This window comes from Faecalibacterium sp. An58 (genome assembly GCF_002161515.1).
Taxonomy (GTDB): domain Bacteria; phylum Bacillota; class Clostridia; order Oscillospirales; family Ruminococcaceae; genus Faecalibacterium; species Faecalibacterium avium.
Map to the genome: position 1 here is coordinate 13,832 of NZ_NFHX01000022.1, position 23,543 is coordinate 37,374.

Genomic DNA, 23,543 nt, shown 5'->3' on the forward strand with positions numbered 1-23,543 from the left:
CTGCGGCCTGTAGAGAGGGGAAAACAGCAAACCGCAGCCTGTGGAAAAATGCTTGTAAATATTACAAAGAGGAATAACCGAAGCTGTTGACCAGTGCGTCGATGGGCTGGCCTGCCTTGCACATGGGGCAGTCCCGGGATTCGTAGCTGGTGTAGTCGGGCAGGTTGTTGGGGTCGAAGATGGAGTTGACCCGGAAGCCCATGAACTCGTGGGTGGTGGCAAAGATGGCCGACAGGCCCGCTACCTGCCCACCGTAATACTGTACCGCCTCAACGGCGGCCTTGACGGTATAGCCCGTAGTGATGGAAGCTGCCAGGATCAGCACGTGCTTGCCCCGCACCATCGGCGTGATGTTGTCCCGCAAGATGATCTGACTGCCGGTGGTGAACTCGGGCGTGATGACATAGATGGTCTGGTGGGCGTTCATGTTGCGGAAACCGTCCCGGGTCAGCTCGTTGGCCAGGCAGGTGCCGATCACCTGTGTGCCGTCCAGACAGAGGATGGTATCCACAATGGTGGTGCTCTTATACATATGTACCAGCTCTTTGGCAGCCTCGGCCGCCTCGGACAGGCGGGATTTCTGCATGGTCACATCGATGTAATAATTGATGTGGCTGTGGCTGGTGGCGAAGTGCCCTCGGGCGACACGGAGGAACATCCGCTTGTTTTTGGTGGGCAGCTTTACCATATTGATCATTGTTCGACCCCTCCTGTCTGTGGCCGGCAGGGGGCACACCCTATACCCCCCGGTTGGTGGATGGAATATACCTTTATTGTAGCGGGAAACGATGGTGTGCACAATACACAAAATTAACAAAATTTAGGGAAAATTTTATAGTGATATACTTGCTGTCACCCTCAGCCTTGACAGCCCGGCCCAAACGTGTTATAGTCTACTCGACAAACCGTTGAAGCGGAAGACGCGGCGAAGGACGTCCCCCTCAGAGAGCCTGCGGCAGCTGGGAAGCAGGCGGGCAGGCGTGCGCCGCTATGGGCCGCCGAGGGCGCGGGGGAAGGGCGCGAGCCTGCGTATCCCGCGACGGCAGGGCGCACGTCAGCGCCGGGGGCGTGCTGGCGCCCCGACAGAGCGTGGCGCTCCTGTGCGGGCGCCAAACCAAGGTGGCACCGCGGATCATTCGATGTTGATTCGTCCTTGACAAGACCGGCAGGGCCCGGCTTTGTCCGGGGCGTTTTTTTATGGGCGCGCCAGCGTGCGCACAGCAAAGGAAGGAATTTTAGGAGGCTTTTTGTTATGAGCGAGCAGAATGAGCGCAAACGGGTGATCTTGTCCGGCATCCAGCCCACCGGCACCTTTACTCTGGGCAATTACATCGGGGCGGTGCGCAACTGGGCCAAGCTGCAGGACCAGTTCGACTGCCTGTATATGGTGGCCGACCTTCACGCCCTGACCGTCCGGCAGGAGCCTGCGGCCCTGCGCCGCCACACCCGGGAGGCCGCAGCCATGCTGCTGGCCGCCGGCATCGACCCCGCCCGCAGCATCCTCTTTGTACAGAGCCATGTGCCGGCCCACACCCAGCTGAACTGGATTTTGTGCTGCAACGCCCAGTTCGGTGAGCTGAGCCGGATGACCCAGTTCAAGGACAAGAGCGCCAAGCACCCCGACAACGTCAACGGCGGCCTGTTCACCTACCCGGCCCTGATGGCGGCGGATATCCTGATCTACAACGCCGATCTGGTGCCGGTGGGCCAGGACCAGACCCAGCACCTGGAGCTGGCCCGGAATGTGGCCCAGCGGTTCAACAGCAATTACAGCCCCACCTTCACCCTCCCCGAGGGCTATGTGACCAAAGAGGGGGCCAAGATCATGTCCCTGGCCGACCCCACCCGCAAGATGAGCAAGAGCGACACCAACGCCAACGCTTTCATCCTGCTGACCGACGACCGGGACGCCATTGCCCGCAAGTTCAAGCGGGCGGTCACCGACTCGGAAGGGGTGGTCCGCTATGACCCCGAGACCAAGCCCGGCGTGTCCAACCTGATGGCCATTTACCACATCTTCACCGGCAAGAGCATGGAGGAGATCCAGAAAGAGTTCGAGGGCCAGGGCTACGGCACCTTCAAGGAGGCGGTCGGCACGGTGGTGGCCGACGGTCTGGCCCCCATCCAGGGCGAGTACAGCCGCATCCTGGCGGACAAGGACTATGTGGACGGCGTGCTGAAAGAGGGCGCCGCCGCCGCCAGCCGTCTGGCAGACCGGACCATCCAGAAGGTCTACCGCAAGGTGGGCCTGCTGCAGCTGTAAAACTGGCAGGATACGAGCTTGTTCGGCCCGTGCCGCCGCCTTTTTGGGCGGGGCGCGGGCCTTTTTGCTACAATGCGCCACGGCCGGACAGGAGACGCGCTCAAAACCACCGCGCTTCGCATTTTTTCGGCCCGGCAGGGCGCAAACAAAAGCCTCTTGGAGTATTTTGTGTCGAACGGGCGCGGAGTTCTTGACGAACGCTGTTCCTTCCTGTATACTGGAAAAAACAGGTAACGAGGTCCGTCCGCCCTGCCCTGGGGCAGGGACCTTGTGCCGGAACACGCCGCGAATTTGCGCGCGAAAAGGAGAGCAAAATGAAAAAGTCTAAGAGCACCGGGATCATCCGCGGGATCGACAATCTGGGACGGGTCGTCCTGCCAAAAGAGCTGCGCACCGCCATGGACCTGACCGCTGACAGCAAGGTGGAGATCTTTGCGGAGGACGGTGCCATCGTGATGAGGAAGTATCTGCCCCGCAATGCCTGTGCCTTCTGCGGGGCCGTGGCGCAGGATGCCATTCCGTTTGAGGGGCGGTGCATCTGCCCGTCCTGCTGGGCGCGGATCGCTGCGCTGCATCCCCAGGGAGAGGAGGAGAAGCCTCAGGTATGAGCAGCCTTCGCTATGTGAAGATCCCTTCCAGCCGGCCGGGGGCCACCCTGAATGTACTGCTGTGCCTGCCCGAAGGCCGGCCCCGGGCGGTGCTGCAGATGACCCACGGGATGGTGGAGTATATCGGCCGGTATGAACAACTGGCCTGCTGGCTGGCGGACCGGGGGGTCGCCGCCGTGGGCCACGACCACCTGGGGCATGGCGGCTCGGTGGTATCCCGGGAGGAATACGGTTACTTTGGCAGGCCGGACGGCAACCGCCTGCTGCTGGACGACATCCACCGTGTGACGCGGTGGGCCAAGGCCCTGCCCGAACTGGAGGGCCTGCCGTGGTTTTTGCTGGGGCACAGCATGGGCTCTTTCTATGCCCGGCAGTACCTGTGCGAATACGGCGGCGAATTGCAGGGCGCCATTTTGATGGGCACCGGCTGGCAGCCCCGGGCGGCGGCCCGGGCCGGCCGGGCGCTGTGCCATCTGCTGGCGGCCTTCCATGGGTGGCGCTACCGCAGCAAGCTGGTGGACAGCATGGCCTTTGGGGGCTATAACCGCAGCTTCCGTCCGGCCCGCACCTCCAAAGACTGGCTGAACCGGGACGAAAAAGAGGTGGACCGCTACCTGTCCGAGGAGCGGTGCAGCTTCCGTTTCACCCTCAATGGCTACGACAGCCTGTTCACCGCCCTGGAGCGCCTGTGCGACAAGGAGCTGCTGGCCCGGGCGCCCAAAGACCTGCCGGTGCTGTTCCTGTCGGGGGACGACGATCCGGTGGGGGACCGGGGCCGCGGCGTGCAGAAGGCGGCCCAGAGCCTGCGGGACGCCGGGATGCGCCGGGTGGAAGTCAAGCTTTACCCGGGGGCCCGGCACGAGCTGCTGGTGGAGCTGAACCGGCAGGAAGTGTTTGCCGACATCGGCGGCTTCATCCAAAACCATATCCAGGCATAAAAGACGCCCGTGCGGCCAAAAGGCTGCGCGGGCGTTTCGCTCACTTTTTGGTTTCTTCCGAGGGCGTCAGGCCGCGGATGTGGGTCTCGCTGGTCTTGACCAGGTTCAGCAGGCTGGATGTATAGAGGGGGAACTCCCGCGTCAGGCTCTCGGTGGTCATGGCCAGGGGGGCCGGGTCGGTCAGGCCCTCGCTGCCCCGCACGCTGTCCCCCGACAGCAGGATGTTGACATTGGTCTCCGCCATCCGCATCACGGCGTCGGCATAGCCCTGCCACTGCCCTTCCCGGATGCTGAACATACTGGCCGCGTTGTGGGGCCCGCTGGTGTACAGCAGCCGGAACATCTTGTACACCGACATCATCAGGTAGGTGCTGATCTCGGTGACCAGGGCTTTGTTGTGGCACTGGCCTACCTTGGCGTACAGGACGTTGAGGCTGTTGGAGATCAGCTTTTTGTTCATGGTAGGCAGGACGCTGCCGTGGTAGACATTGTCCTTCATCTTGTCCGGGTTGGGGATATCGTCGGCAGTCAGCACCGCGCCGGTGCGGTCGGCGCTGCGTCCAAGCAGATAATCACAGGACACCCCGTAGTAGTCGGCGATCCGGACCACAAAGTCCAGCCCGCACTCCCGGATGCCTTTTTCGTAGTGGGAGAGCAGCGCCTGCGAGATGTGCAGGTCCTCGGCGGCCTGTTTCTGGGTGATGCCCCGCTCAGTACGCAGCAGCTTGATGATACGGTTGAATTCCATGCATGATCCTCCCGGGCCCCTGTCTGGCGCTGCACGGCCGGGGAGCCCTTCCCTTGTAATATCAACAACACGTTGATTATACACAAGGGAAAACGACTTGTAAAGGAAAAAATCGACGAGATTTTGCCTCTTTTTTCGTCGCTTTTGTCAAAAGGCTTGCCCTGCCACCAGATATATGATACACTGGGCAAAAACCCCGGCCTATCTTGTGTGTGCGCCCTGGCAGCGGGCGCAAAATTTTTGCGCGCAGGGGGCTTTTTGTAAAAGAGAGGTGCATTGTGCATGAAGACCTTTAAGCTGCATCTGATCCGCCACGGCCTGACCGCCGGCAACCTGGACGGCCGCTACATTGGCGGCGGCACCGACCTGCCCCTGTGCGAGGAAGGGCGGGCCCAGCTGGCCGAGCTCCAGGCGCGGTTCCAGTATCCGGAGGTGGACACCGTCTTTTCCTCCCCGCTGCTGCGTGCGGTGGAGACGGCGGGCATCCTGTTCCCCCATGCGGCCCACCAGTTCACCGTCCACGACCTGCGGGAGGCCCACTTTGGGGTCTTTGAGGGCCGGCCGGTGAAAGAGCTGGTGAAGGACCCCGACTTTTCCAAGTGGATCACCCCGGGGTCGGGCTTCACCCCCGAGGGGGCCGAGCCCACCGCCGATTTCCACCGCCGCTGCGGCGAGTCGCTGCTCAAGCTGTTTGAGTATATGATCCGGATGGACGTCACCGAGGCGGCCTGCGTCACCCATGGCGGCGTGATCGTCAGCATGCTGGCCCAGCACGCCCTGCCCAGCCGCCGCCCCGAGCAGTGGATGGCCGACCCCGGCTGCGGCTACACCGTCCAGACCGACGTACAGCTGTGGATGCGGGACCGGATGGTGGAGGCCATCGATATCGTGCCCTACGGCTACGCCGATACCCTGCGGGGCCAGGCAGAGAACGAGGAAAACGAGGCATACCGATAAATAAAAACCGCCGCCCCGGGCACCACAGGCCCGCGGGCGGCGGTTTTGGTTTGGGTCAGGTCGCGGTCATCTCGGAGCCGGCGCTGTCCCGGAGGATCAGCTCCTGGCCGGCCACGCTGCCCATCAGGGCGATGTAGCTGGTGCCGGGGCGGATGTCCAGGGCGGTGCCGTCCGAGTTGTAGATGGCGAGGGTGGAGTCTACCCCCGGCATCCAGAGGATGCTCCAGACCGAACCGCCGTTCAGATAGACCCCCGCTCCCATGGTCAGGTCATAGCCCCAGGTGTAGCCGTCGTCCCGGCGGGAAGGGGCGCTGTAAAGGATGAGCAGGTTGTCGAACCCGGCCTGGGTGTCGGTGTTGGCATCGGTCTGGGGGGAGCCGTCGGCCCGGGCCATAAGGTATTTGCCGGTGCCGCTGTCATAGGTGAAACGGGTGGAAGCGGACGCCGAGAAGATGACCTCCACCGAGGAGGCGCCCTCCTTGCCCCCGGCGGGTTCACCGAAGGGGAGCAGGGGCGGCAGCTGGGTGGTGGGTTCGGCGTCCTCCTGGTCTGTGTCGGGCTGGATGGGCTGGATCTCCAGTGAGACGCCCGCCTCCTCAGCCAGAGGCAGCAGGTCCGCGCCGCTGGTGGTCCAGCTGGTCTGGTCGGGCTGGCCCCATTCCCCTTCGTAGGAAAAGCCATTCACCCCCAGAGACAAAGCGTCCAGAGGGGCGATCTCGTACAGGTCCAGAAGGTTGGCCGCGTAGATGCTGGCCCCCCGCTGGATGGGGATGGCCTGCTGGCAGGTCAGCAGCTGCAAATAGAGGTCACGGGCCTGGGACACCGGGCCGACCTTGGGCACGGCCTCCAGGGCGGGATAGACCAGGCAGAGGCTGGTGGCACTGTCCCCTTCGGTGAGGGCTTCCAGCACCACCGACGCCTCGCCAATGCCCCACTGGCGTGCGGCGTCGGTCCCGTTGTACAGGAACACTGCGGCAGAGCGCTGGCCGGGCCAGCGGTCGGACAGGCCGGTGAGGGGATCTGTGGCGGCGGCCTTCTGGGCGGCGGCGTCCTGCTGCCGCTCTGTCAGGGAACAGCCCGCCAGGGCCAGAGCCGCCAGGCAGACGGCCGCCAGGGCCAGAGTGAACTTTTTCATGGTGAAGATCCTTCCCAATCAGGCGTTGAAGGCAAAGAAGTCCCGCTCGTCCTCGTCCACCACAGCCAGGTAGGTGCGTCCGCGGTTGAACAGGACGGTCTGGCCGCCGTCGCTCACTTCCAGGGGAAGGTCGGGGGCCAGCTTGGACCACTGGCAGGGCCGCACCCGTCCCTGCGTGAAGAGGTAAGCCTCGCCGCCGGCAATGTACTGCACCTGCTGCACGTCGCCTGAGTCGCCGGGGTAGGCGGCAATGGGGGCAAAGCAGATCAGCAGATTCTCAAAGGCCAGCTGCTGGCCGTTCAGCTCGTCCACCGCCGCTTCGAACCGGCCGGTGCGGGCGCTGTACATCAGCATCCGATAGACTTTGTCGGCCGGGCTGTAATCAAAGGAGGACTGATAGTTGGCCGAGTGGCGCACCGTCACATGGCTGGCGTCCTGGCAGCCGGCCAGCTCCTCCACAGCGCCGGTGCGGTAGTCTGCAAAGGGGAAAAAGGTGGTATCGTAGTGATAGTCCAGGCTGATGCCGGCGTTGCCGGCGGCCTGGCGGATCTCGGGACCCGAAGTGAACTCGGTGTGCTCATAGGCCACTACGCCGTCCCGGCTGTCCCGGTGGGCTACATGGGGATGGGTGGGGGTGTTGAAATAGCTCTTGCCTCCGATGTTCAGCCCGGAGTAGTCCCATTGACTGACGTACTGGGTGCAGAAAACGCTCTCGCCGTCATGGTAGTAGAGGGCCTGCCAGGGCATCAGCAGCTGCAAAAACTGGTCCCGGCCCGAGCGGAGGGGACCCACCTCGGGGATGACGTCGGCGCTGGTGTAGACAGCGCACAGCCGGCTGATGTTGCCCTCCACCTTGGATTCGATCAGGATGGAGGCGGCAGACAGGCCCCGCTGCGGCCGCGCATTCTGCCGGGCGCTGTTGCAGATGTTGTTGACCATCACGCCCACCATCCGGCCGCTGCCGGTCTTGGGCTGCCCGGTGAGGGGATCGGCATCGTAAGGGGGAAGGGCGGGGGCGCTGCTGGCAGCGGGCTGGGAAGAAACCGCAGAGGACGCGGCGGAAGAAGCGCCGGAGGAAGCGGCCCCGGAGGAGTCGAACAAGCGCTGCAGCCAGTCTAGCAGGCTGCCCTGGGTGCTGACGCCCATCAGGGCCAGACTGCCGGTGAGAGCTGCCGAGCAGCGCAGAAGCAGGCGGCGGGTGATCTTCATAGAGGTTCATCTCTCCTTTGCAATGGGATACAAGACAGGGCGCAGGGCCCTTAGGGTGTATCTGAGAAGTCAAACATGCTGAGATATTCGCCAAAAAGCGCCAGCTGCAAGGCGCATGAGCGCCGCACTCCTCCATGGAATGCAAGCGAATGGAACGCGGCAGATGGTGTTTTTTGGTAGAATAGAACAGTATTAGGGAGTTTTCAGATACACCCTAGTTCCGGGCACAGGATGGCGCGGGTAACGGCGCACTGTATATTCTTCATTGTAACTATTTTGTATCCCTTTGTAAAGAGGAAGTTCCTGCCGGCCCCGCCCGCCCCGCAGAGGCAAAAAAGGCGCCGCAGCGCTGCCGCGCGCCCCAGCGGCAGGACTTTTTTGCGCCGGGACTTGCAATTTGCGCCGGGGTGTGGTACAATAATCAGGCGGCATATGTAGCCGTACCTATATGCGCTCGTAGCTCAGTCGGTAGAGCATCTGACTTTTAATCAGAGGGCCTGGGATTCGAGTTCCCACGAGCGCACCAAAATCCCACGAGAAACCGTAAGATTTCTCGTGGGATTTTTCTGTTTTAAGCCGCCTGCACATTTTTGCACATTTTCTGCACATCGGCGGGAAAGGCGTGCATCCTCTGCACAGGCTGCAGGGGGCGCATTTGGAGCGTTTGCTCCATCTGATTAAAAGGGCATCATGCAAACAGGAGCCGCGCAAATTCGCGCCGCTGCTCGGGAGCCATCTGGCGCACCAGGTCAAGAAGTCCGTCCACAGTCAGATTTCCGTCTCCAGCAGGAACAGGGTCTGTCTGCGAGGAGGCGTCTTTATAAAAATTGGCCTCGATCTTCTCGGCCAGCTCCAGCCGGGGCTTGTCCTGGGTGTGGGCGTAGGTGTCCATCAGCATACCTGCGGTGGCGTGGCCGGTGTTGCCCTGGACGGCCTTGAAGTTGCCGCCGGACTGCAAGAGCTGATAGGTCGCGCTGGAATGCCGCAGCCCATGGAACACGATCTTCTCAAACTCCGGGTGCTGGGTGCGCCATTCCCGGTACCACTTGGAAAGGGCCTCGGGGGCGACTGGCAGCCCATTGGGCAGCCGGAACAGCTGGCCGCAGTTCCGGTATCGCCCGTCAGCGTCGGCTTCCTCTCGCTTGAGTTTTTCGAGCCAGGCCAGAAGTTCTTCCCGCAAAGGGCTCGTCAGGTAAAGGACGCGGTTGGATTTCCTGGTCTTGGGCTTTTTCAAAATCAAGGAAGAGGTGCTGCCTTCCCGCTGGTCTGGGAAGATATAATACACCTGGCTGGGGTCGGTCTTTTCCAGGGCTACCGTATCGGTGCGCTGCAAGGTCTTGTTGATCGAGATCGTCCCGCGGCCGTTGGCTGCACCGAAGTCAATATCTCCCGGCTGCAGGCCGAGGATCTCACCGGCCCGCAGGGAAAGGATCATGCTCAGGTGTACCGCCAGATGCAGGGCGGGGTTCTCGATGGTCTGGAGCGCCGCCAGCATGGTGTGCTCGTCCCAAATAGCCCGTTCCTCTGAGGTGACTTTGGGCGCGTCCCGAGGGACGGGAGACTTGTGAATGAGGTCCCACTCCACTGCATAGGAAAACGCCGTTTTGAGAAGCGCATGGACTTCGCGGATGGAAGCCGCCGTCAAAAAACGCTTCTGCTGTGCAGCGCTCAGCTTTTGCTGTTTGCCCTGAATATAGAGCCCTTTCGGGGTGCGGCTCAGGGTGGCATAAAACTGTTCCAGATCATATGTGCGTACATTTTGTATGGGCAAATGCCCAATATACGGCACGATCAGATTCTGAATCATAGCAGTGGTATGGGTATAGGTTTTAGGTGCCCATTTGTGCTTGCTGGATTGGATCGGAACCCATTTTTCCAGCAGTTCGGCCACGGTGGTGGAATCGGGAATCAGAAAGGTGCCATCCTGAAGTTCCTTTTCCACCGTGATCTTGCGCTCCTGGGCTTCCTTCTTGGTCTTGAATGTTTCCCAGCCGTGGCAGGGTTTGCCGTGATGGTCTGTATAGGTGTAGCGGACGGAATACGCGTTGCCGCGTTTCATAATGGATGCCATGGTTTACCCCTTCTCAGAGCGCGGCGAACCAGGAATCGAAACTCATTTTGTTGACCCGGATGCTGGTGCCGATGCGCAGCACCCGAAAATCTTTCGTGGTATTGCACAGGTTGTAAGCGGCACGGGAGGAGATGGCCAGCAGTTGGGCGATCTCCTCCACCCGGTAAACAAGGGGTTCGAGCCTGGCTGCCTGCGGTCTGGCTTGAGGTTCCGCGGCAGGGGTCTTGGACACTTCTATTGTACCGGTTTCGGGGGTGTTGTGCAAGGCTTTGGAGGGGGAAGAATCGCTGGTTTGAAAGTTTTTCAAAAGCACCTCCTGTTCCGGTCCACCGCCTGGTTCATGGGGGATTCAGCTTGCAAAGCCCCAAGTGTGGAATACGAGAGGCCGACCCTGCTTTGCTCCAGAACCGGCCTCCAAAATTTTTCTGCAAGGAATGCAGAAATACGCGCCCCAGCCGCCCTCCCGCCCCGAACGCGCCCTTTTGGGCGGGTTCATGGGCAGGCGGGGCGGGTTTGCAATAAATCGAATCTGAAAAATAGAACGAATAATCGTCATATTTTTGAGATGCCGGGCGAGGGGGCGCGTGGGGCGGGAAATTTTCACTTCCCGCCCCAATTTTATTCGAGGGCGCAATCCGAGCAGACGTACACGCCCCGGTAGCCTCGGAAGCCGCCCTCGATATGCTTGGAAAAGCGGATGCCATACCGGTCCGCGTTCTTGAAAAGATACTGACTGAACTTCTTTTGCGTCAACGGCTTTTCCAAGTTGTCGGCGCACCACTTGTTATAAGCACGGAACAGGTAGGTGGATCTGGCCGACTTATCGGGTGCAAACCGAATATAAGATTTGGCCTGCATGAACTGGTCGAGGTGACAGCCGTCCTCCATAGCAGCGGCAAGGTTCTGCCTGGCGCGTTCGCTGAGGGTGAAGCGGTACTGATTCGTCAGAAGCCGCTTCAGCCCCTCCAGCGCCCAGAGCAGGATGCCGGGCAGTTCCTCTGAGAACTTATTAATCAGGTAAGGGTCATCGGTCCGCCCTTCCGGCTTGTCCTTGACAGAAATCAGTATCTGCCGCCGCCAGAAACCATCACTGGTGTCATGGGCGGCCACCAGATTGCCGTTGCCGAAGCAGAGCAGCCGGGCATAGAGCAGGCCCTGGGTGGCCTGCTTGCCCTTGCGTTCCACGCAGATGCGATCCTCGGCCGTGACGATGGACTTGATATTCCGTGTCTCAGGGAGGGCGGTCATGTTCAGGTCATCGTCGATCATCACCAGCTTGTGTTCCAGATTGGCGCTGGCGAAGCGGTTGGTTTCCAGCCGGAGGACGGCCTCCATGTAGGCGGCAGGCCCGAGCAGTTTCTTCAAGAGCAGCCCGATGCGGGATTTGCCCTCGCCGCCTTTGCCGGTCAGAATCAGCATCTTCTGCGCCTTGGTGGAAGGGATGAGAAGGTAGCCGATATACTCCTGCAAGGTCAAGATATCCTCGGGAATCAGCAGCTCGTCCAGAAATTTCAGCCATTGCACGGGAGGCGCGGCATCTACCTGGTATTCGACCGGGAGACGGTTCAGGCAGAGTTCCTTATCTGAAACAAAACCGCGCTCGTCCAAATAATAGGTGCCGTTTTTGAGGTGGATACGGTCGAGCTGCGGCTTCCACTCCTCGCGGTATGCCTCGATTTTGAGGGCCTCCACCAATCGCTTGACCTTTTTAGCAACATCATTGCGGGCATGATAGCGTATCTCCTGGTGAATCTCGTAGATGAGCTTATCCTCGTCCACTTCGCCATCCAGGTCAAATAAGGTCTGTTTCAGACACATCAGGGGATGCTTTGTGAGGAAGTATTCACAGAAAGCAGCCTCCAAAATTTTGCCTTTGTCATCCACCCAGGATGGACCTTCCTCTTCCTCCTCATCCTGCTCATAGATTTCATCGCGGACATCCTCATTTGTCCAGCTCATGCAACCCTCCTCTCGTCATCTCGCGGCGGCCCTCTGCGCGGTGCAGGGCCTCCAGGTTTTGCTGCGCAGTGCTCAGCTCCAACCAGACTTTGTGCGCTTCTCGGTACTTTTGGTAGAACTGGGCCTTTTCGGAAATCAATTCCTCGCGCTCGGATTTCAGCTGTTTCAGGCTGGGCAGTTTTTGGATGTTGTGGGCCTTGAAATAGGCGGCTGCCGCCTGATAAGCTGTCAGTTCGGCGCGGTGTTGTTCCCGAAAAGTCTCCGGGTCTTTCGCGGTTTTGGCCTGCTGGGCAATCTTCCGGTTTTGGAGGTAGGCCGAAACGTGGCGGCTGAGTTCCCGGTTTTCGTCGATGCGGGTTTCCAGGTCTTTGACCACCTCGAGCGCTTCGCTGTACTGAGATTGAAGTTCGTCGATACGCTGCGCCAACTCGGCCTCGGTGCTTACGCCGTGCTCCGACAAAAGTGCCACCGACTTTGACAACTGTTTCAGGTTGAACACCTTGGCCCAGCGTTCGTAACCAGCACCTTTACCCGAGGCCAGCTTGGCCTGAATGACGATCAGGCGGCTGACCTTATCGGGATTCGGGTCAGTACGGCGGAGAGCGGCGGTTTTCTGACGTTCAGCATTTTCGGCAAGGACAGCCAGAACTTTCTCCTTGGAAAAATCATCGCCCAGTTTGCGGGAAGTGATGGGTTTTGTCCGATCAGCGGTGCGGTAGCTGAATCGGCCGCGGCTCTCGGTGAGAGCGATGCCATACTCCTGCAAGAGCTGGGCGGAGAAGTCCTCCAAGCTGGTCGCCTTTCGCAGAACGAAACGGATGTTTTTGCGCAGGGCAGCTTTCTCGGTCTCGTACTTGGTTTGCCGGATGGGCAGGCTGGAGGCTGCGTCACTGGCGTTGGCGTAGTCGAGACGGCGTTGGCCGCGCCGCTGCACCCAATACTCCCGTTCGGTGATGCGGTCGCCGGAACCTTTCAGCAGGTCGGTTTGGTAGAGGCCGGCATTCTGGCAAAGCTCCATGACTTCGGCGCGGAGATGCCGCAGCATGGCCGCCGTACAGCGGTGCTTGCAGCCCTCCTGCTAGTCGCAGGGCTTTTCCATGTGGGGCCGGCGTTCGATTTCTCGGATACGCAAACTGCCTATCACGATATGAACATGGACATTGCCCGCGCCGTTGTGGCCGTCCGGGTGGGCGCAGACAATAGCCGGATGGCCCGGAAAATTTTCCTTGCAGAATTGTAGGCCAAGGACCTGCGCTCTTTCCAGAGTTAGACCGTTGTCGGTCGCGTCCCGCGGGTCAAAGCTGATGATGTAGTGATGAGTCTTTATATCACCAGCTTGTGCGTTCTTGCCGTGTTTCCGGTTTGCCAGCAGGCAGGCCATAGCGAAGGTGTTCTCCCCGCATTCCAGCGTATCCAGCAGGTAATTTTCGCGGAGCTTGGGTTTCCCCTCTGAATCGAGGATGGGTAAGCCTGTATATTCGTTGTGTTGAAAGGTGAGGTAGCGCTCTGCCGCCGAGAGGTCAGAGTTCTTCGAGCTTGTATGCTTGATGGTTGCCATACAGTTCACCGATCGCTTTCTCGGCGTCCAGCCGAAACAATGTGAGGGCTGACAGTTCCGTCAAAAGCTGAGCACGAAGCTGCTCTGTGTCCCGGCCGCCGGTATTGAGGTGCCGGGTCATCTGGTTGAGGTTGCCGCCGATCTTGCCGCATTGTCCCAGCAGACCGGAGAGGACGTTCAGGGCATCCTCTCCGCCGCCTGTGACAACGACTGTGTGCTGGATGGGCTTTCCCAATAAAGATTGACGAATGAGGGTTGACATGCTGATGTTGAGCCGTTTGCAGCAGAGTTCGAGGGTGAGTTTTTCTTTTTCGGTCACACGAAATTTGATGATGTGGGTGCGGTTGTTGGGGTTGTCATTGTGAGTGGTCGGAGTAATCTTTTCAGTGTCCTTGGCGAGTATCAACCTCCAATCCTTTGAGCGGCTCCATAAAAAGCCCCACGGAGCATAGATCGAACAAGCGCAAACGGTTCAAAACAAAGCAGGGTTTGGGGAAGGCACTCCCCAACAAGTACGACCGGTCAGTGAGACGTAATTTCAACTTTTGAAATTGTGGCCACAGGTCGATACTTGCTTATCGCTTTTTCGTCCAAAACAAAAATACAGATTTCAAACCGGATTTCAGTTTCCAAAGCTGGGAGTGCAGGTGTCAATAGAAGTGTCCTCCTATTGCAGGGGGCGCCGTTTGCTCCGAATCTGCGTTCCTGCCCCTGTGTTGCAGCGGCGTTGTCCGGCTCGCCCGCATTTGTGCGGGGTCGTGGCGCGGTATCCAGATCCAGACGGCTCATGTAACTTTCAAGGTGCGGATATGAAGAATTGCAGGCCGGTCGCCCGGCTGCAAATTCTCTCGGGAAATAAAGAAAACCGCCCCGCAAAGGACCAAAGGATTTTGTCGGGGACAAGCGGCGGCAAAATGGTTTGGTGTGGTTGCGGAGCGGCGGTTTATCACAGTAAAGTGGTTGATATGGGTTAGAGAATACCATGGGAGGGGCAAAGTGTCAATGGTTTACCTCGGATTTTGGACGATTTCACGAATACACTACGCCGGGTTTGTTGAATCACACAAAAGTGAAACGCCCCCTGACAAGCCGCCCGCGGCGTGTTATACTATAAAATGGATTGTGATCGAAAAAGACGGAGGTTTACACCATGGCAGAGAAAAACACCGCCGACATTGGGTTTGAAAAGCAGATCTGGGACGCCGCCTGCGTTTTGCGCGGCAACCTGGATGCATCGGAATACAAGAGCGTGGTTCTGGGGCTGATCTTTCTGAAATACATCTCGGACCGCTTTGAGGACAAGTACAAACAGCTGATGGACGAGGGCGACGGCTTTGAAAATGACCAGGACGAGTACCTCGCCGAGGGGATCTTCTACGTCCCGCAGGGGGCGCGGTGGGAGGAGATCGCCGCCAAAGCCCACAGCCCCGAAATCGGTTTGGTAATCGACAACGCCATGCGGGCCATCGAGAAGGAGAATCCCCGCCTGAAGGACATCCTGCCAAAAAATTTTGCCCGGCCCGAGCTGGACAAGCGCCGCCTGGGGGACGTGGTGGACCTGTTCACCAACATCAAGATGATCGACAGCGGCAGCGAGAAGGACATTCTGGGCCGCACCTACGAATACTGCCTGTCGATGTTTGCCGAGCAGGAGGGTAAGCGGGGCGGCGAGTTCTTTACGCCGTCCTGCGTGGTGCGCACCCTGGTGGAGGTGCTGCAGCCTTTCCGCGGGCGCGTCTACGACCCCTGCTGCGGCAGCGGAGGGATGTTCGTACAGTCGGCCAAGTTCATCGAGAACCACAGCGGTAACATCAACGACATCTCGGTGTACGGCCAGGACGCCAACCCCACCACCTGGAAGCTGGCCCAGATGAACCTTGCCATCCGAGGCATCGAACCGGACCTGGGCAAGTATGCCGCTGACACCTTCCTGAATGACCTGCACCCCACCCTGCGGGCCGATTACATCATAGCCAATCCGCCCTTCAACCTCTCGAGCTGGGGCGCGGAGCAGCTCAAGGACGATCCCCGCTGGCAGTACGGCCTGCCCCCGGCCGGCAACGCCAACTTTGCCTGGATCCAGCATATGATCTACCACCTGGCCCCCGGCGGCCGGATGGGCATTGTGCTGGCCAACGGCTCCCTGTCCTCCCAGTCGGGCGGCGAGGGCGATATCCGCAAAAACATCGTGGACGCCGACCTGGTGGACTGCATCGTCGCCCTGCCGTCCCAGCTGTTCTACACCACCCAGATCCCGGTATCCCTCTGGTTCATCACCAAAAACAAAAAGCAGCCGGGCAAGACCCTTTTCATCGACGCCCGCAAGATGGGCGCCATGGTCACCCGCAAGCTGCGGGAGCTGACCGATACCGATATCCAGAAGATTGCCGCCACCTACCAGGCTTTTGCAGCCGGCACGCTGGAGGACGTCAAGGGCTTCTGCGCGGTAGCCGCCACCGAGGAGATCGCCCGGCAGGACTACATCCTCACCCCGGGGCGGTATGTGGGCATCGAGGAGCAGGCCGACGACGGCGAGCCCTTTGAGGAAAAGATGGCCCGCCTGACCGGGGAACTGTCCGACCTGTTCGCCCAGTCCCACCAGCTGGAGGCGCAGATCAAGGAGCAACTGGGGGCGATTGGGTATGAAATCTGAGTGGAAAAAAGATACTCTTATTAAATATATCGACTTGATAGGTGGGGGAACACCTAAAACTTCTGTTGCTGAATATTGGAATGGAAGCATTCCCTGGTTATCAGTAAAAGATTTTAATAATGATAATAGATATGTATATACTACTGAAAAGCATATAAGTGAACAAGGACTATTAAACAGTTCAACAAAACTGCTTCAAAAAGATGATATTATTATTTCTGCCAGAGGAACGGTTGGCGAGCTTGCAATGATTCCGTTTCCAATGGCTTTTAATCAGTCATGCTATGGTGTCCGTGCAAAAGATGGATTGAATAAAGCTTTTTTATACTATCTATTAAAAAATAAAATTAAAGAACTCAAAAAAATAACACATGGTTCAGTATTTGACACGATAACAAGAGAAACTTTCTCTAGTATAGTAGTAGATATTCCAAACTATCAAATACAATGTATAATTGGATCTATTCTAGGCGGATTAGACGATAAAATTGAACTGAACAACAAGATAAACGATAATTTAGAGCAGCAAGTGGAATCAATTTATAATTATATGTTTATCGTAAATGATGATCCAACATGGAAACATGGCTGTTTAAAAGATCTTGTAAATGTGAAATATGGAAAAGACCATAAAAAATTGGCTGATGGGCCTTATCCTGTGTATGGCTCTGGCGGTATCATGCGTTATGTAGAGCGCCCCCTATATGAAAAAGAATCTGTTCTGATTCCGCGTAAAGGTACGCTGAATAATGTAATATATGTTAATCAGCCCTTCTGGTCTGTGGATACAATGTTTTACACGGAAATGAAAATTCCCAACGCGGCGAAGTTTGTTTATCAGTTTGTCAAAAGCAAAGATCTAGCATCAATGAATGCAGGGTCGGCAGTTCCAAGTATGACTACAGATATTCTAAATGCCATGGAAATAGATATTCCGCCAGCTGAAATCCTGGAAAAATTTGAAGCAATAGTTGCACCAATGTATCAGATGATACAAAGAAACAATGAACAATCAGGAAAACTTGCAACTTTGAGAGATGCTTTGCTTCCAAAGTTGTTGTCTGGGGAGGATTGATCTTATATGAAAAAAGAAGAATTAATCGAAGTTGCCTCGTTTTGTCATGATAGGGCAAGACTAATTAACCAAGACTTATATATTGTCAGACAAATTTTAAAGCTGGCTGCTAAATATAAAGAAGAAATAGAGGTTTCCCCGGCATTTTATACAATGATTTTAGATTCATTAGAGCGATCTATCGTCATTGAATTGGCAAAATTATTTGATCGAGATGATTCGAGCCTTCAAGTAAATAAAGTGCTGGAGACAATTCGGGACAATATAGACTGGTTTCCAAAGACGAGACGTGTTGAGACTTCCAATGTTATCGAATCAAATAATGGTAAGATAGAGACTCGCTCAGAAAAAATAATTTTTGATGTACCACTTGAACCAGAAAAGCGCCTGAATGACTTGATTTTTAGAAAAGAGGAGCTTAGCAATACAATCGAAAAATTGCGTAAGCTAAGAAATAAGGTATATGCACATAATGATAAGCGCGTTTTACTGGATGGTCAAGAGAAATGGATGAAAGAAAACGGATTTTCTTTGGATGATGTGGAAAATTTGCTAGGATTAGCATTTGATATTTGCGACTTTGTGCTGGTAAGATTAACTGGTGAAGGACGCCATAGAAAAGCTATAAATATTGATGATTTTGAAAAGACGTTAAAGTATGTTCAAATGGGCAGAGAGCATTGGAATAAAGAAATAGAAAAGCTTATAAACAAAGAATAGAACGAATATTAAAATGAGGTGACCCACCATGCCCGCCATCTTTACCGAAGATACCTTTGAACAGGCCGTCATCGAACTGTTCGAAACCATGGGGTATACCCATATCTACGCCCCCGATCTGGACCGGGAAGATTATACCCGCCCGCTGCTGGATGACCGGCTGGAGGCCAGCCTGCGGCGGATCAATGGGGCCTTGCCGGGGCAGGCCATCGACGAGGCGGTGGGCAAGCTGAACGACCTGGACAGCGGGAGCCTGTTACAGAAGAACCGGGTCTTTACCGACTGGCTGCAAAACGGCGTCACGGTGAAGTATGTCCAGGGCGGGGAAGAGCAGTCGGGGATCGTGCGGCTGGTGGACTATGACAGGCCGGAGAACAACGAGTTTTTGGTGGTGAACCAGTATACCTTCGTGGAAAACGGCAACACCCGCCGGCCGGATGTGATCTTGTTCATCAACGGGCTGCCCCTGGTGCTGATGGAGCTGAAAAGCCCCTCCCAGGAGGGGGCCGGCACCGAAAATGCCTACCGGCAGATCCGCAACTACATGCAGGACATCCCCTCGCTGTTCTATTACAATGCCATCTGCGTCATCAGCGACCTGTCCACCAACATGGCCGGCACCATCACCTCGGGGCTGGACCGCTTTATGCAGTGGAAGCGGAAAAGCGCCGACCAGGCCGAGGACACCGCCGTGGTGCAGTTCGAGACCTTTTACGAGGGGATGTTCCAGAAAGAGCGGCTGCTGGACATTTTGCAAAACTTCATCCTCTTTTCGGGGGACAGCCAGAAGCCGGCCAAGATACTGGCAGGGTATCACCAGTATTTCGCGGTGCGCAAGGCGGTGGAGCGGGCCCGGCAGGCCGCCCGCACCGACGGCAAGGGCGGCGTGTTCTGGCATACCCAGGGCAGCGGCAAGTCGCTGTCCATGGTGTTCTACGCCCATCTGCTGCAAACCGCGCTGGACAGCCCCACCGTCGTGGTGATGACCGACCGCATCGACCTGGACGACCAGCTCTACACCCAGTTTGCCCGCTGCGCGGAATTTCTGCGGCAGACCCCGGTACAGGCCGAGAGCAAGGAGCACCTGAAAAAGCTGCTGGACGGCCGCCAGGCCAACGGCATCCTTTTCACCACCATGTTCAAGTTCGAGCGGGGCGAAAAGCCGTTGTCCGAACGGCGGAACATCGTGGTGATGGCAGACGAGGCCCACCGCGGCCAGTACGGCTTTGAGGAAAAGCTGGTGCTGCAGGAGAACGCCCAGGGCGAAAAGGAGGCCCACACCGTGGTGGGCAACGCCCGCATCATCCGGGAAGCGCTGCCCAACGCCACCTATGTGGGCTTTACCGGCACCCCCATCTCGGCCATGGACCGGAACACCCGGGAGGTCTTTGGCGACTACATCGACATCTACGACATGACCCAGGCGGTGGAGGACGGGGCCACCCGCCCGGTCTACTATGAGAGCCGGGTCATCAAGCTGCACCTGGACCAGGAGACCCTGGCCCGGATCGACGAGACCTACGACGCGCTGGAACAGCAGTCGGATCCCGAGACCATCGAGAAAAGCAAGCGGATGCTGGGCCAGATGGAGAGTGTGCTGGGGGCGGACTCCACCATCCAGTCCCTGTGTGAGGACATCGTGGAGCACTACGAAAAATACCGGGCGGGCCTCCTCACCGGCAAGGCCATGATCGTGGCCTATTCACGGCCCATCGCCATGAAGATCTACCGCAAAATACTGGAGCTGCGCCCTGCCTGGCAGGAGAAGGTGGGGGTTGTCATGACCAGCGGCAACAACGACCCCGAGGACTGGAAGGAGATCATCGGCACCAAAGCCCACAAGGAGGAGCTGGCCCGCAAGTTCAAGGACAACAGCGACCCCATGAAGATCGCCATCGTGGTGGATATGTGGCTGACCGGCTTTGACGTGCCCTCCCTGGCCACCATGTACATCTACAAGCCGATGCACGGCTATAACCTGATGCAGGCCATCGCCCGGGTCAACCGGGTCTTTCAGGACAAAGAGGGCGGCCTGATCGTGGACTATGTGGGCATCGCCTCGGCCCTCAAGGCCGCCATGAAGGAATACACCAAGCGGGACCAGTCCAACTATGGAGATATGGACATTGCCAAGGTAGCCTACCCCAAGTTCCAGGAGAAATTGCAGGTCTGCAAGGACCTGCTGCATGGCTTCGATTTCAGCGGGTTTGCGGGCGGCACGCCGCTGGAAATGGCTCGCCTGGTGACCGGCGGCGCGGACTTTGTGCTGGATGCGCGGGCCGCAAAACGGAAAGACCTGTTCCTGAAGGAAGCGCTGCTGCTCAGGCAGGCGCATTCCCTCTGCGCCAGCATGACCACCGACCAGGAGATGCACGAGGCCGCCTATATGGAAGCAGTGCGGACCACCTGCGTCAAAATCACCTATGGCGGCGCCGGCGGCAAGACCTTGTCTCTCCGGGAGATCAACGCCCAGATCAATGAGCTGCTCAAGGCCAGCATCCAGAGCCAGGGGGTCATCAGCCTGTTCGACAGCAAAGAGGAGGACAAGAGCGTCAGCCTCTTTGACCCCGCTGTGCTGGACGAGATCGCCCACATGAAGGAAAAGAACATCGCGGTGGAGATCCTGAAAAAGCTGATGGCGGAGCAGGTGTCGGTGTATAAGCGGACCAACCTGGTGCAGTCGCAGAAGTTCTCGGAAAAGATCACCAAACTGATGAACTCCTATTACAATGGCCTCATCACCAACGAGGAGGTCATCCAGGAGCTGCTGAAAACGGCCCAGGAAATCGCCGAGCAGCACAACAACGGCGAAAAGCTGGGTCTCACCCAGGAGGAGCTGGCCTTTTACGACGCCCTCACCAAGCCCGAGCACATCCAGGACTTCTACCAGAACAACGAGCTGATCGACCTGACCCGGGAGCTGACCGAGATGCTGCGCAAAAACCGCACCATCGACTGGCAGAAGAAGGTCTCCGCCCGCGCCGCCATGCGCAAAATGGTCAAGCGCCTGCTGAAAAAACACCGCTACCCGCCCGAGGACTACGACATCGCGATCGATACGGTGATCGGCCAGTGCGAGCTGTGGACGGACCATATGGTGGCGTAAAAATGACGATGAGCATGATTGCAATAAAACAAGGCAGGTGATTCAATGACCTCTCAAAACATCCTCTACATCGAAGCCTCCAAGGCGGACTACAAAGAGCAGCTGGAAGAAAAGAAGCCGCGCAGCTGGCTAAAATCGGTCTCTGCCTTCGCCAATACCCACGGCGGGCATTTGATCTTTGGCGTCAAGAATGAGCCGCGGACTGTGGTGGGTCTTGCGGACCCGCAGGCTGTCATCAGTAAGGCGACCGAATTGATCAAAGCTCGCATCGACCCGGCGCCCCGCTATATGGTGCAGGTGGTCGAAATCGAAGGCAAAGCCTGTGTGGATTTGGAGGTCCAGAATGGCCCGGCCTACCCGTACTATTATGCGGCGGATGGAGTCCGAGTTGCCTACGTGCGGCACGGCGACCAGTCGGTGGAGGCGACCGCGCGGGAACTGAATGAACTGATCCTGAAGGGGATGAATCAGACCTTTGACGCGCTGCCCAGCCCCTACCGGGTGGGAGATGTCAGCTTCACGCTGCTGGCGGCGACTTTCAAAAACCTCAGGCACGAGGAGTTCGATCTTGCCAAGGAGCTGCCGTCGGCCGGGTTGGTGACGCTGGACGGGCAGGTGACCAACGGCGGTCTGCTGCTCTGTGACCAGGGGGTGCTGAGGCAGTCCCGGGTGTTCTGCACTCGCTGGAAGGGGAACTGCAAGGGCAACATCGACGAGGATGCGCTGGATGATAAGGAGTTCCAGGGAACCAGCCTTATCACGCTGCTGCAAAATGCGGAGGACTTTATCCGCAACAACAGCAAAAATCCCTGGAGCATCCGGGGAATGCGACGGGAAGAGCGCAGCGACTACCCCTACAAAGCGGTCCGCGAGGTGCTGGTCAATGCGCTGATCCACCGGGACTACCAGATTTTGGGCTCGGAGATCCATGTGGACATCTTCGATGACCGGCTGGAAATCTTTTCACCAGGCGGCATGATGAATGGTCAGCGCATCCAGGATATGGACCTGCATCACATCCCTTCTATGCGGCGTAATCAGGTGATCTCCGACGTATTTTCACGATTGGACCTGATGGAGCGCCGGGGCAGCGGCATCGACCGGATCCTCAATTCCTATGCCGAGGTTGCCCAGAAACCGGCGTTCTACTCGGATTCTGACATTTTCCTGGTTACCCTGCCCAACCGGAGTGTGGCAGAGCCGGCACAGATAGCAATGAAAGTGGCAACCTCTCTTGGAAATGTAGCATCCTCCACCCCAGAAGTGGCAACCTCGGGTACAAAAGTGGCAAGTGTATCTTTTAGGGAGGAAACCGAGAGACCTTTAGATGAAGATATGGAGATGCTGGATTTTCAAAATAGACTAAAAGCAACCAACTTTTCTTCAAAGACAATCCAAAACACGCTGGAATTGTTTAAACGATATCGGTATCAATATCCGTTCCACTCAATCAATGTTGCGGAACTTTATCATGTTAAAACCTCGAGGGCAAATGCAATTATAAGAGATCTAAAAACACGTGGCTTTGTGGAAGAGATTAAATACGGAGCCTACCAGTTTATAAAATTACCATAAAAACAGCGGCCGCTCGCCACGCCATGTAGCGTGATGGGCGGCCGTTCTGTGTGCCTTGATCTCTGCCGAAGAACCAGTGAACGATTTGTCCATATAGCCTCTCTGCACATTTTTGCACACATTTTGGTAACCGCCCTATAATCCCCCGACTGTAAAAAAGTACCAACCTGTGAGAAAATAAGAGAAAGTATCAAAAGTCTAAGAAGTCTTAGAAATCTGAGAAGTCTCACAGGGGGTAAAAAATGAGCAACCAATATTGGGAACTAAAAAAGCAGCATTACCTCAACCTGCTGCGGGAGTGCGCCCGCAGTGGGAAGAATAAACGGGAATGGTGCGCACAGGCCGGTGTAAAATATTCGACCCTCATGAGGTGGCAGGGGCTGCTGCGGGATGAACTGGCGGGAGAAATTCTTTCAAGCCAAGAGATTGTTCCGGTACAGATCCAAAAGCCAAGCGAAGAAGCACTTGTTTCCAAATCGACTTTAGCCTGCGGTGCAGATGAGCCGACAGCGTCTGGTATTTGCATCGAAAAGGGAGAAATCCGTATTTACCTGCCGGCAGATGTGCCAATGGAATATCTGGTCAAGCTGGTGAAAGGGCTGGCTTAAGATGCTGGGAGATATCCGACAGGCAAAGAACGTGTATATTGTCTGTGGCTACACCGATATGCGCAAGGGACTGAACAGCCTGGTCCCTTTTGTGCAGCAGAACTTTGGGATAGATCCCTATTCCAGCAGCCTGTTTCTGTTCTGCGGCAAACGCTGTGACCGGCTGAAGGCGCTGCTGTGGGAACCAGACGGCTTTGTGCTGTTGTACAAGCGGCTGGATAATGGCCGCTACCAATGGCCGCGGAATGCCCGGGAAGTAAAGCCGCTGACCTGGGAGCAATTCACCTGGCTCATGCAGGGGCTGAATATTGAGCAGCCCAGGGCGATCCGTCCCGGACGCCCGAAAGAACTGGTATAATT

General features: G+C 57.3%; 19 protein-coding genes, 1 tRNA gene and 1 pseudogene. 12 read left to right on the plus strand and 9 right to left on the minus strand.

Annotation, left to right across the window (positions count from 1 at the left end):
- Positions 1-61 precede the first annotated feature (61 nt).
- Positions 62-697 carry a phosphoribosyltransferase gene (locus B5G12_RS11215; RefSeq protein WP_087231796.1) on the minus strand — a complete coding sequence of 212 codons (636 nt, stop codon included), beginning with the start codon at positions 695-697 and terminating at the stop codon, positions 62-64.
- 555 nt (positions 698-1,252) lie between these two features.
- Here B5G12_RS11215 and trpS point away from each other — a divergent pair.
- The 3 genes from trpS to B5G12_RS11230 all read left to right on the plus strand — a co-directional run bounded on the left by trpS (position 1,253) and on the right by B5G12_RS11230 (position 3,809).
- On the plus strand, positions 1,253-2,263 hold the full coding sequence (gene trpS / locus B5G12_RS11220; RefSeq protein WP_087231793.1) for a tryptophan--tRNA ligase: 1,011 nt from the start codon (positions 1,253-1,255) through the stop codon (positions 2,261-2,263).
- A 314-nt stretch (positions 2,264-2,577) separates the two neighbouring features.
- Positions 2,578-2,871, plus strand: coding sequence for an AbrB/MazE/SpoVT family DNA-binding domain-containing protein (locus tag B5G12_RS11225; protein WP_087231790.1), 294 nt, complete (start codon positions 2,578-2,580; stop codon positions 2,869-2,871).
- Complete coding sequence (locus B5G12_RS11230; RefSeq protein WP_087324965.1) at positions 2,868-3,809, plus strand: alpha/beta fold hydrolase; 942 nt, start codon at positions 2,868-2,870, stop codon at positions 3,807-3,809. Before B5G12_RS11225 ends, B5G12_RS11230 begins: the two co-directional genes overlap by 4 nt.
- Positions 3,810-3,849: 40 nt before the next feature.
- Here B5G12_RS11230 and B5G12_RS11235 read toward each other — a convergent pair whose 3' ends face one another.
- A complete protein-coding gene (locus B5G12_RS11235; protein WP_087231784.1) occupies positions 3,850-4,557 on the minus strand; it encodes a helix-turn-helix domain-containing protein in 708 nt (235 codons plus the stop codon).
- Positions 4,558-4,839: 282 nt separating this feature from the next.
- Between B5G12_RS11235 and B5G12_RS11240 the strand changes: the two genes are divergently transcribed.
- On the plus strand, positions 4,840-5,514 hold the full coding sequence (locus B5G12_RS11240) for a histidine phosphatase family protein (RefSeq protein WP_087231781.1): 675 nt from the start codon (positions 4,840-4,842) through the stop codon (positions 5,512-5,514).
- A gap of 55 nt (positions 5,515-5,569) precedes the next feature.
- On the opposite strand, the gene B5G12_RS11245 is transcribed toward B5G12_RS11240, so the two are convergent.
- Complete coding sequence (locus tag B5G12_RS11245; RefSeq protein ID WP_087324966.1) at positions 5,570-6,649, minus strand: DUF3048 domain-containing protein; 1,080 nt, start codon at positions 6,647-6,649, stop codon at positions 5,570-5,572.
- An 18-nt stretch (positions 6,650-6,667) separates the two neighbouring features.
- On the minus strand, positions 6,668-7,858 hold the full coding sequence (locus B5G12_RS11250) for a DUF3048 domain-containing protein (RefSeq protein WP_087324967.1): 1,191 nt from the start codon (positions 7,856-7,858) through the stop codon (positions 6,668-6,670).
- 450 nt (positions 7,859-8,308) lie between these two features.
- On the opposite strand from B5G12_RS11250, the gene B5G12_RS11255 reads away from it, so the two are divergent.
- Positions 8,309-8,384 (plus strand) — tRNA-Lys (locus tag B5G12_RS11255).
- A gap of 162 nt (positions 8,385-8,546) precedes the next feature.
- Here B5G12_RS11255 and B5G12_RS11260 read toward each other — a convergent pair.
- The 5 genes and pseudogenes from B5G12_RS11260 to B5G12_RS11280 form a co-directional block, all read right to left on the minus strand.
- Entirely contained in the window at positions 8,547-9,929 is a 1,383-nt protein-coding gene (locus B5G12_RS11260; protein WP_087324968.1) for a site-specific integrase, read from the minus strand.
- A 13-nt stretch (positions 9,930-9,942) separates the two neighbouring features.
- On the minus strand, positions 9,943-10,236 hold the full coding sequence (locus B5G12_RS11265; protein ID WP_242956022.1) for a helix-turn-helix domain-containing protein: 294 nt from the start codon (positions 10,234-10,236) through the stop codon (positions 9,943-9,945).
- A gap of 311 nt (positions 10,237-10,547) precedes the next feature.
- Complete coding sequence (locus B5G12_RS11270; RefSeq protein WP_087324970.1) at positions 10,548-11,888, minus strand: DNA primase family protein; 1,341 nt, start codon at positions 11,886-11,888, stop codon at positions 10,548-10,550.
- A pseudogene (locus B5G12_RS11275) lies at positions 11,872-13,446 on the minus strand (relaxase/mobilization nuclease domain-containing protein). Before B5G12_RS11275 ends, B5G12_RS11270 begins: the two are co-directional and overlap by 17 nt.
- Positions 13,409-13,852 carry a plasmid mobilization protein gene (locus B5G12_RS11280; RefSeq protein ID WP_242956023.1) on the minus strand — a complete coding sequence of 148 codons (444 nt, stop codon included), beginning with the start codon at positions 13,850-13,852 and terminating at the stop codon, positions 13,409-13,411. The pseudogene B5G12_RS11275 and the gene B5G12_RS11280 overlap by 38 nt, the downstream one beginning before the upstream one ends.
- Before the next feature lie 744 nt (positions 13,853-14,596).
- Between B5G12_RS11280 and B5G12_RS11285 the strand changes: the two genes are divergently transcribed.
- The 7 genes from B5G12_RS11285 to tnpB all read left to right on the plus strand — a co-directional run bounded on the left by B5G12_RS11285 (position 14,597) and on the right by tnpB (position 23,541).
- Entirely contained in the window at positions 14,597-16,099 is a 1,503-nt protein-coding gene (locus B5G12_RS11285) for a class I SAM-dependent DNA methyltransferase (RefSeq protein WP_087324971.1), read from the plus strand.
- Positions 16,089-17,174, plus strand: coding sequence for a restriction endonuclease subunit S (locus B5G12_RS11290; protein ID WP_087324972.1), 1,086 nt, complete (start codon positions 16,089-16,091; stop codon positions 17,172-17,174). The genes B5G12_RS11285 and B5G12_RS11290 overlap by 11 nt, the downstream gene beginning before the upstream one ends.
- A gap of 6 nt (positions 17,175-17,180) precedes the next feature.
- Positions 17,181-17,894, plus strand: a complete 714-nt coding sequence (locus B5G12_RS11295; RefSeq protein WP_087324973.1) for an AbiU2 domain-containing protein — start codon at positions 17,181-17,183, stop codon at positions 17,892-17,894.
- 28 nt (positions 17,895-17,922) lie between these two features.
- The gene (locus tag B5G12_RS11300; RefSeq protein ID WP_087324974.1) at positions 17,923-21,000 is read left to right on the plus strand and encodes a type I restriction endonuclease subunit R; all 3,078 of its coding nucleotides are present in this window, start codon (positions 17,923-17,925) and stop codon (positions 20,998-21,000) included.
- 45 nt (positions 21,001-21,045) lie between these two features.
- A complete protein-coding gene (locus B5G12_RS11305; RefSeq protein WP_087324975.1) occupies positions 21,046-22,575 on the plus strand; it encodes an ATP-binding protein in 1,530 nt (509 codons plus the stop codon).
- Between the two features lie 242 nt (positions 22,576-22,817).
- Positions 22,818-23,183 carry an IS66 family insertion sequence element accessory protein TnpA gene (gene tnpA, locus B5G12_RS11310; RefSeq protein ID WP_087324976.1) on the plus strand — a complete coding sequence of 122 codons (366 nt, stop codon included), beginning with the start codon at positions 22,818-22,820 and terminating at the stop codon, positions 23,181-23,183.
- 1 nt (position 23,184) lies between these two features.
- Entirely contained in the window at positions 23,185-23,541 is a 357-nt protein-coding gene (tnpB, locus tag B5G12_RS11315) for an IS66 family insertion sequence element accessory protein TnpB (protein ID WP_087324977.1), read from the plus strand.
- Positions 23,542-23,543 lie beyond the last annotated feature (2 nt).

What these genes read in the sequence shown, in the direction of transcription:
- B5G12_RS11225 (WP_087231790.1), top strand. Translation starts at nt 2,578, where the DNA reads ATGAAAAAGTCTAAGAGCACCGGGATCATCCGCGGGATCGACAATCTG.
- B5G12_RS11285 (WP_087324971.1), top strand. Translation starts at nt 14,597, where the DNA reads ATGGCAGAGAAAAACACCGCCGACATTGGGTTTGAAAAGCAGATCTGG.
- B5G12_RS11260 (WP_087324968.1), bottom strand. Translation starts at nt 9,929, where the DNA reads ATGGCATCCATTATGAAACGCGGCAACGCGTATTCCGTCCGCTACACC.
- B5G12_RS11235 (WP_087231784.1), bottom strand. Translation starts at nt 4,557, where the DNA reads ATGGAATTCAACCGTATCATCAAGCTGCTGCGTACTGAGCGGGGCATC.
- B5G12_RS11295 (WP_087324973.1), top strand. Translation starts at nt 17,181, where the DNA reads ATGAAAAAAGAAGAATTAATCGAAGTTGCCTCGTTTTGTCATGATAGG.
- B5G12_RS11215 (WP_087231796.1), bottom strand. Translation starts at nt 697, where the DNA reads ATGATCAATATGGTAAAGCTGCCCACCAAAAACAAGCGGATGTTCCTC.
- B5G12_RS11245 (WP_087324966.1), bottom strand. Translation starts at nt 6,649, where the DNA reads ATGAAAAAGTTCACTCTGGCCCTGGCGGCCGTCTGCCTGGCGGCTCTG.
- tnpA (WP_087324976.1), top strand. Translation starts at nt 22,818, where the DNA reads ATGAGCAACCAATATTGGGAACTAAAAAAGCAGCATTACCTCAACCTG.
- B5G12_RS11305 (WP_087324975.1), top strand. Translation starts at nt 21,046, where the DNA reads ATGACCTCTCAAAACATCCTCTACATCGAAGCCTCCAAGGCGGACTAC.
- B5G12_RS11270 (WP_087324970.1), bottom strand. Translation starts at nt 11,888, where the DNA reads ATGAGCTGGACAAATGAGGATGTCCGCGATGAAATCTATGAGCAGGAT.
- B5G12_RS11230 (WP_087324965.1), top strand. Translation starts at nt 2,868, where the DNA reads ATGAGCAGCCTTCGCTATGTGAAGATCCCTTCCAGCCGGCCGGGGGCC.
- trpS (WP_087231793.1), top strand. Translation starts at nt 1,253, where the DNA reads ATGAGCGAGCAGAATGAGCGCAAACGGGTGATCTTGTCCGGCATCCAG.
- B5G12_RS11290 (WP_087324972.1), top strand. Translation starts at nt 16,089, where the DNA reads ATGAAATCTGAGTGGAAAAAAGATACTCTTATTAAATATATCGACTTG.
- B5G12_RS11300 (WP_087324974.1), top strand. Translation starts at nt 17,923, where the DNA reads ATGCCCGCCATCTTTACCGAAGATACCTTTGAACAGGCCGTCATCGAA.
- B5G12_RS11250 (WP_087324967.1), bottom strand. Translation starts at nt 7,858, where the DNA reads ATGAAGATCACCCGCCGCCTGCTTCTGCGCTGCTCGGCAGCTCTCACC.
- tnpB (WP_087324977.1), top strand. Translation starts at nt 23,185, where the DNA reads ATGCTGGGAGATATCCGACAGGCAAAGAACGTGTATATTGTCTGTGGC.
- B5G12_RS11240 (WP_087231781.1), top strand. Translation starts at nt 4,840, where the DNA reads ATGAAGACCTTTAAGCTGCATCTGATCCGCCACGGCCTGACCGCCGGC.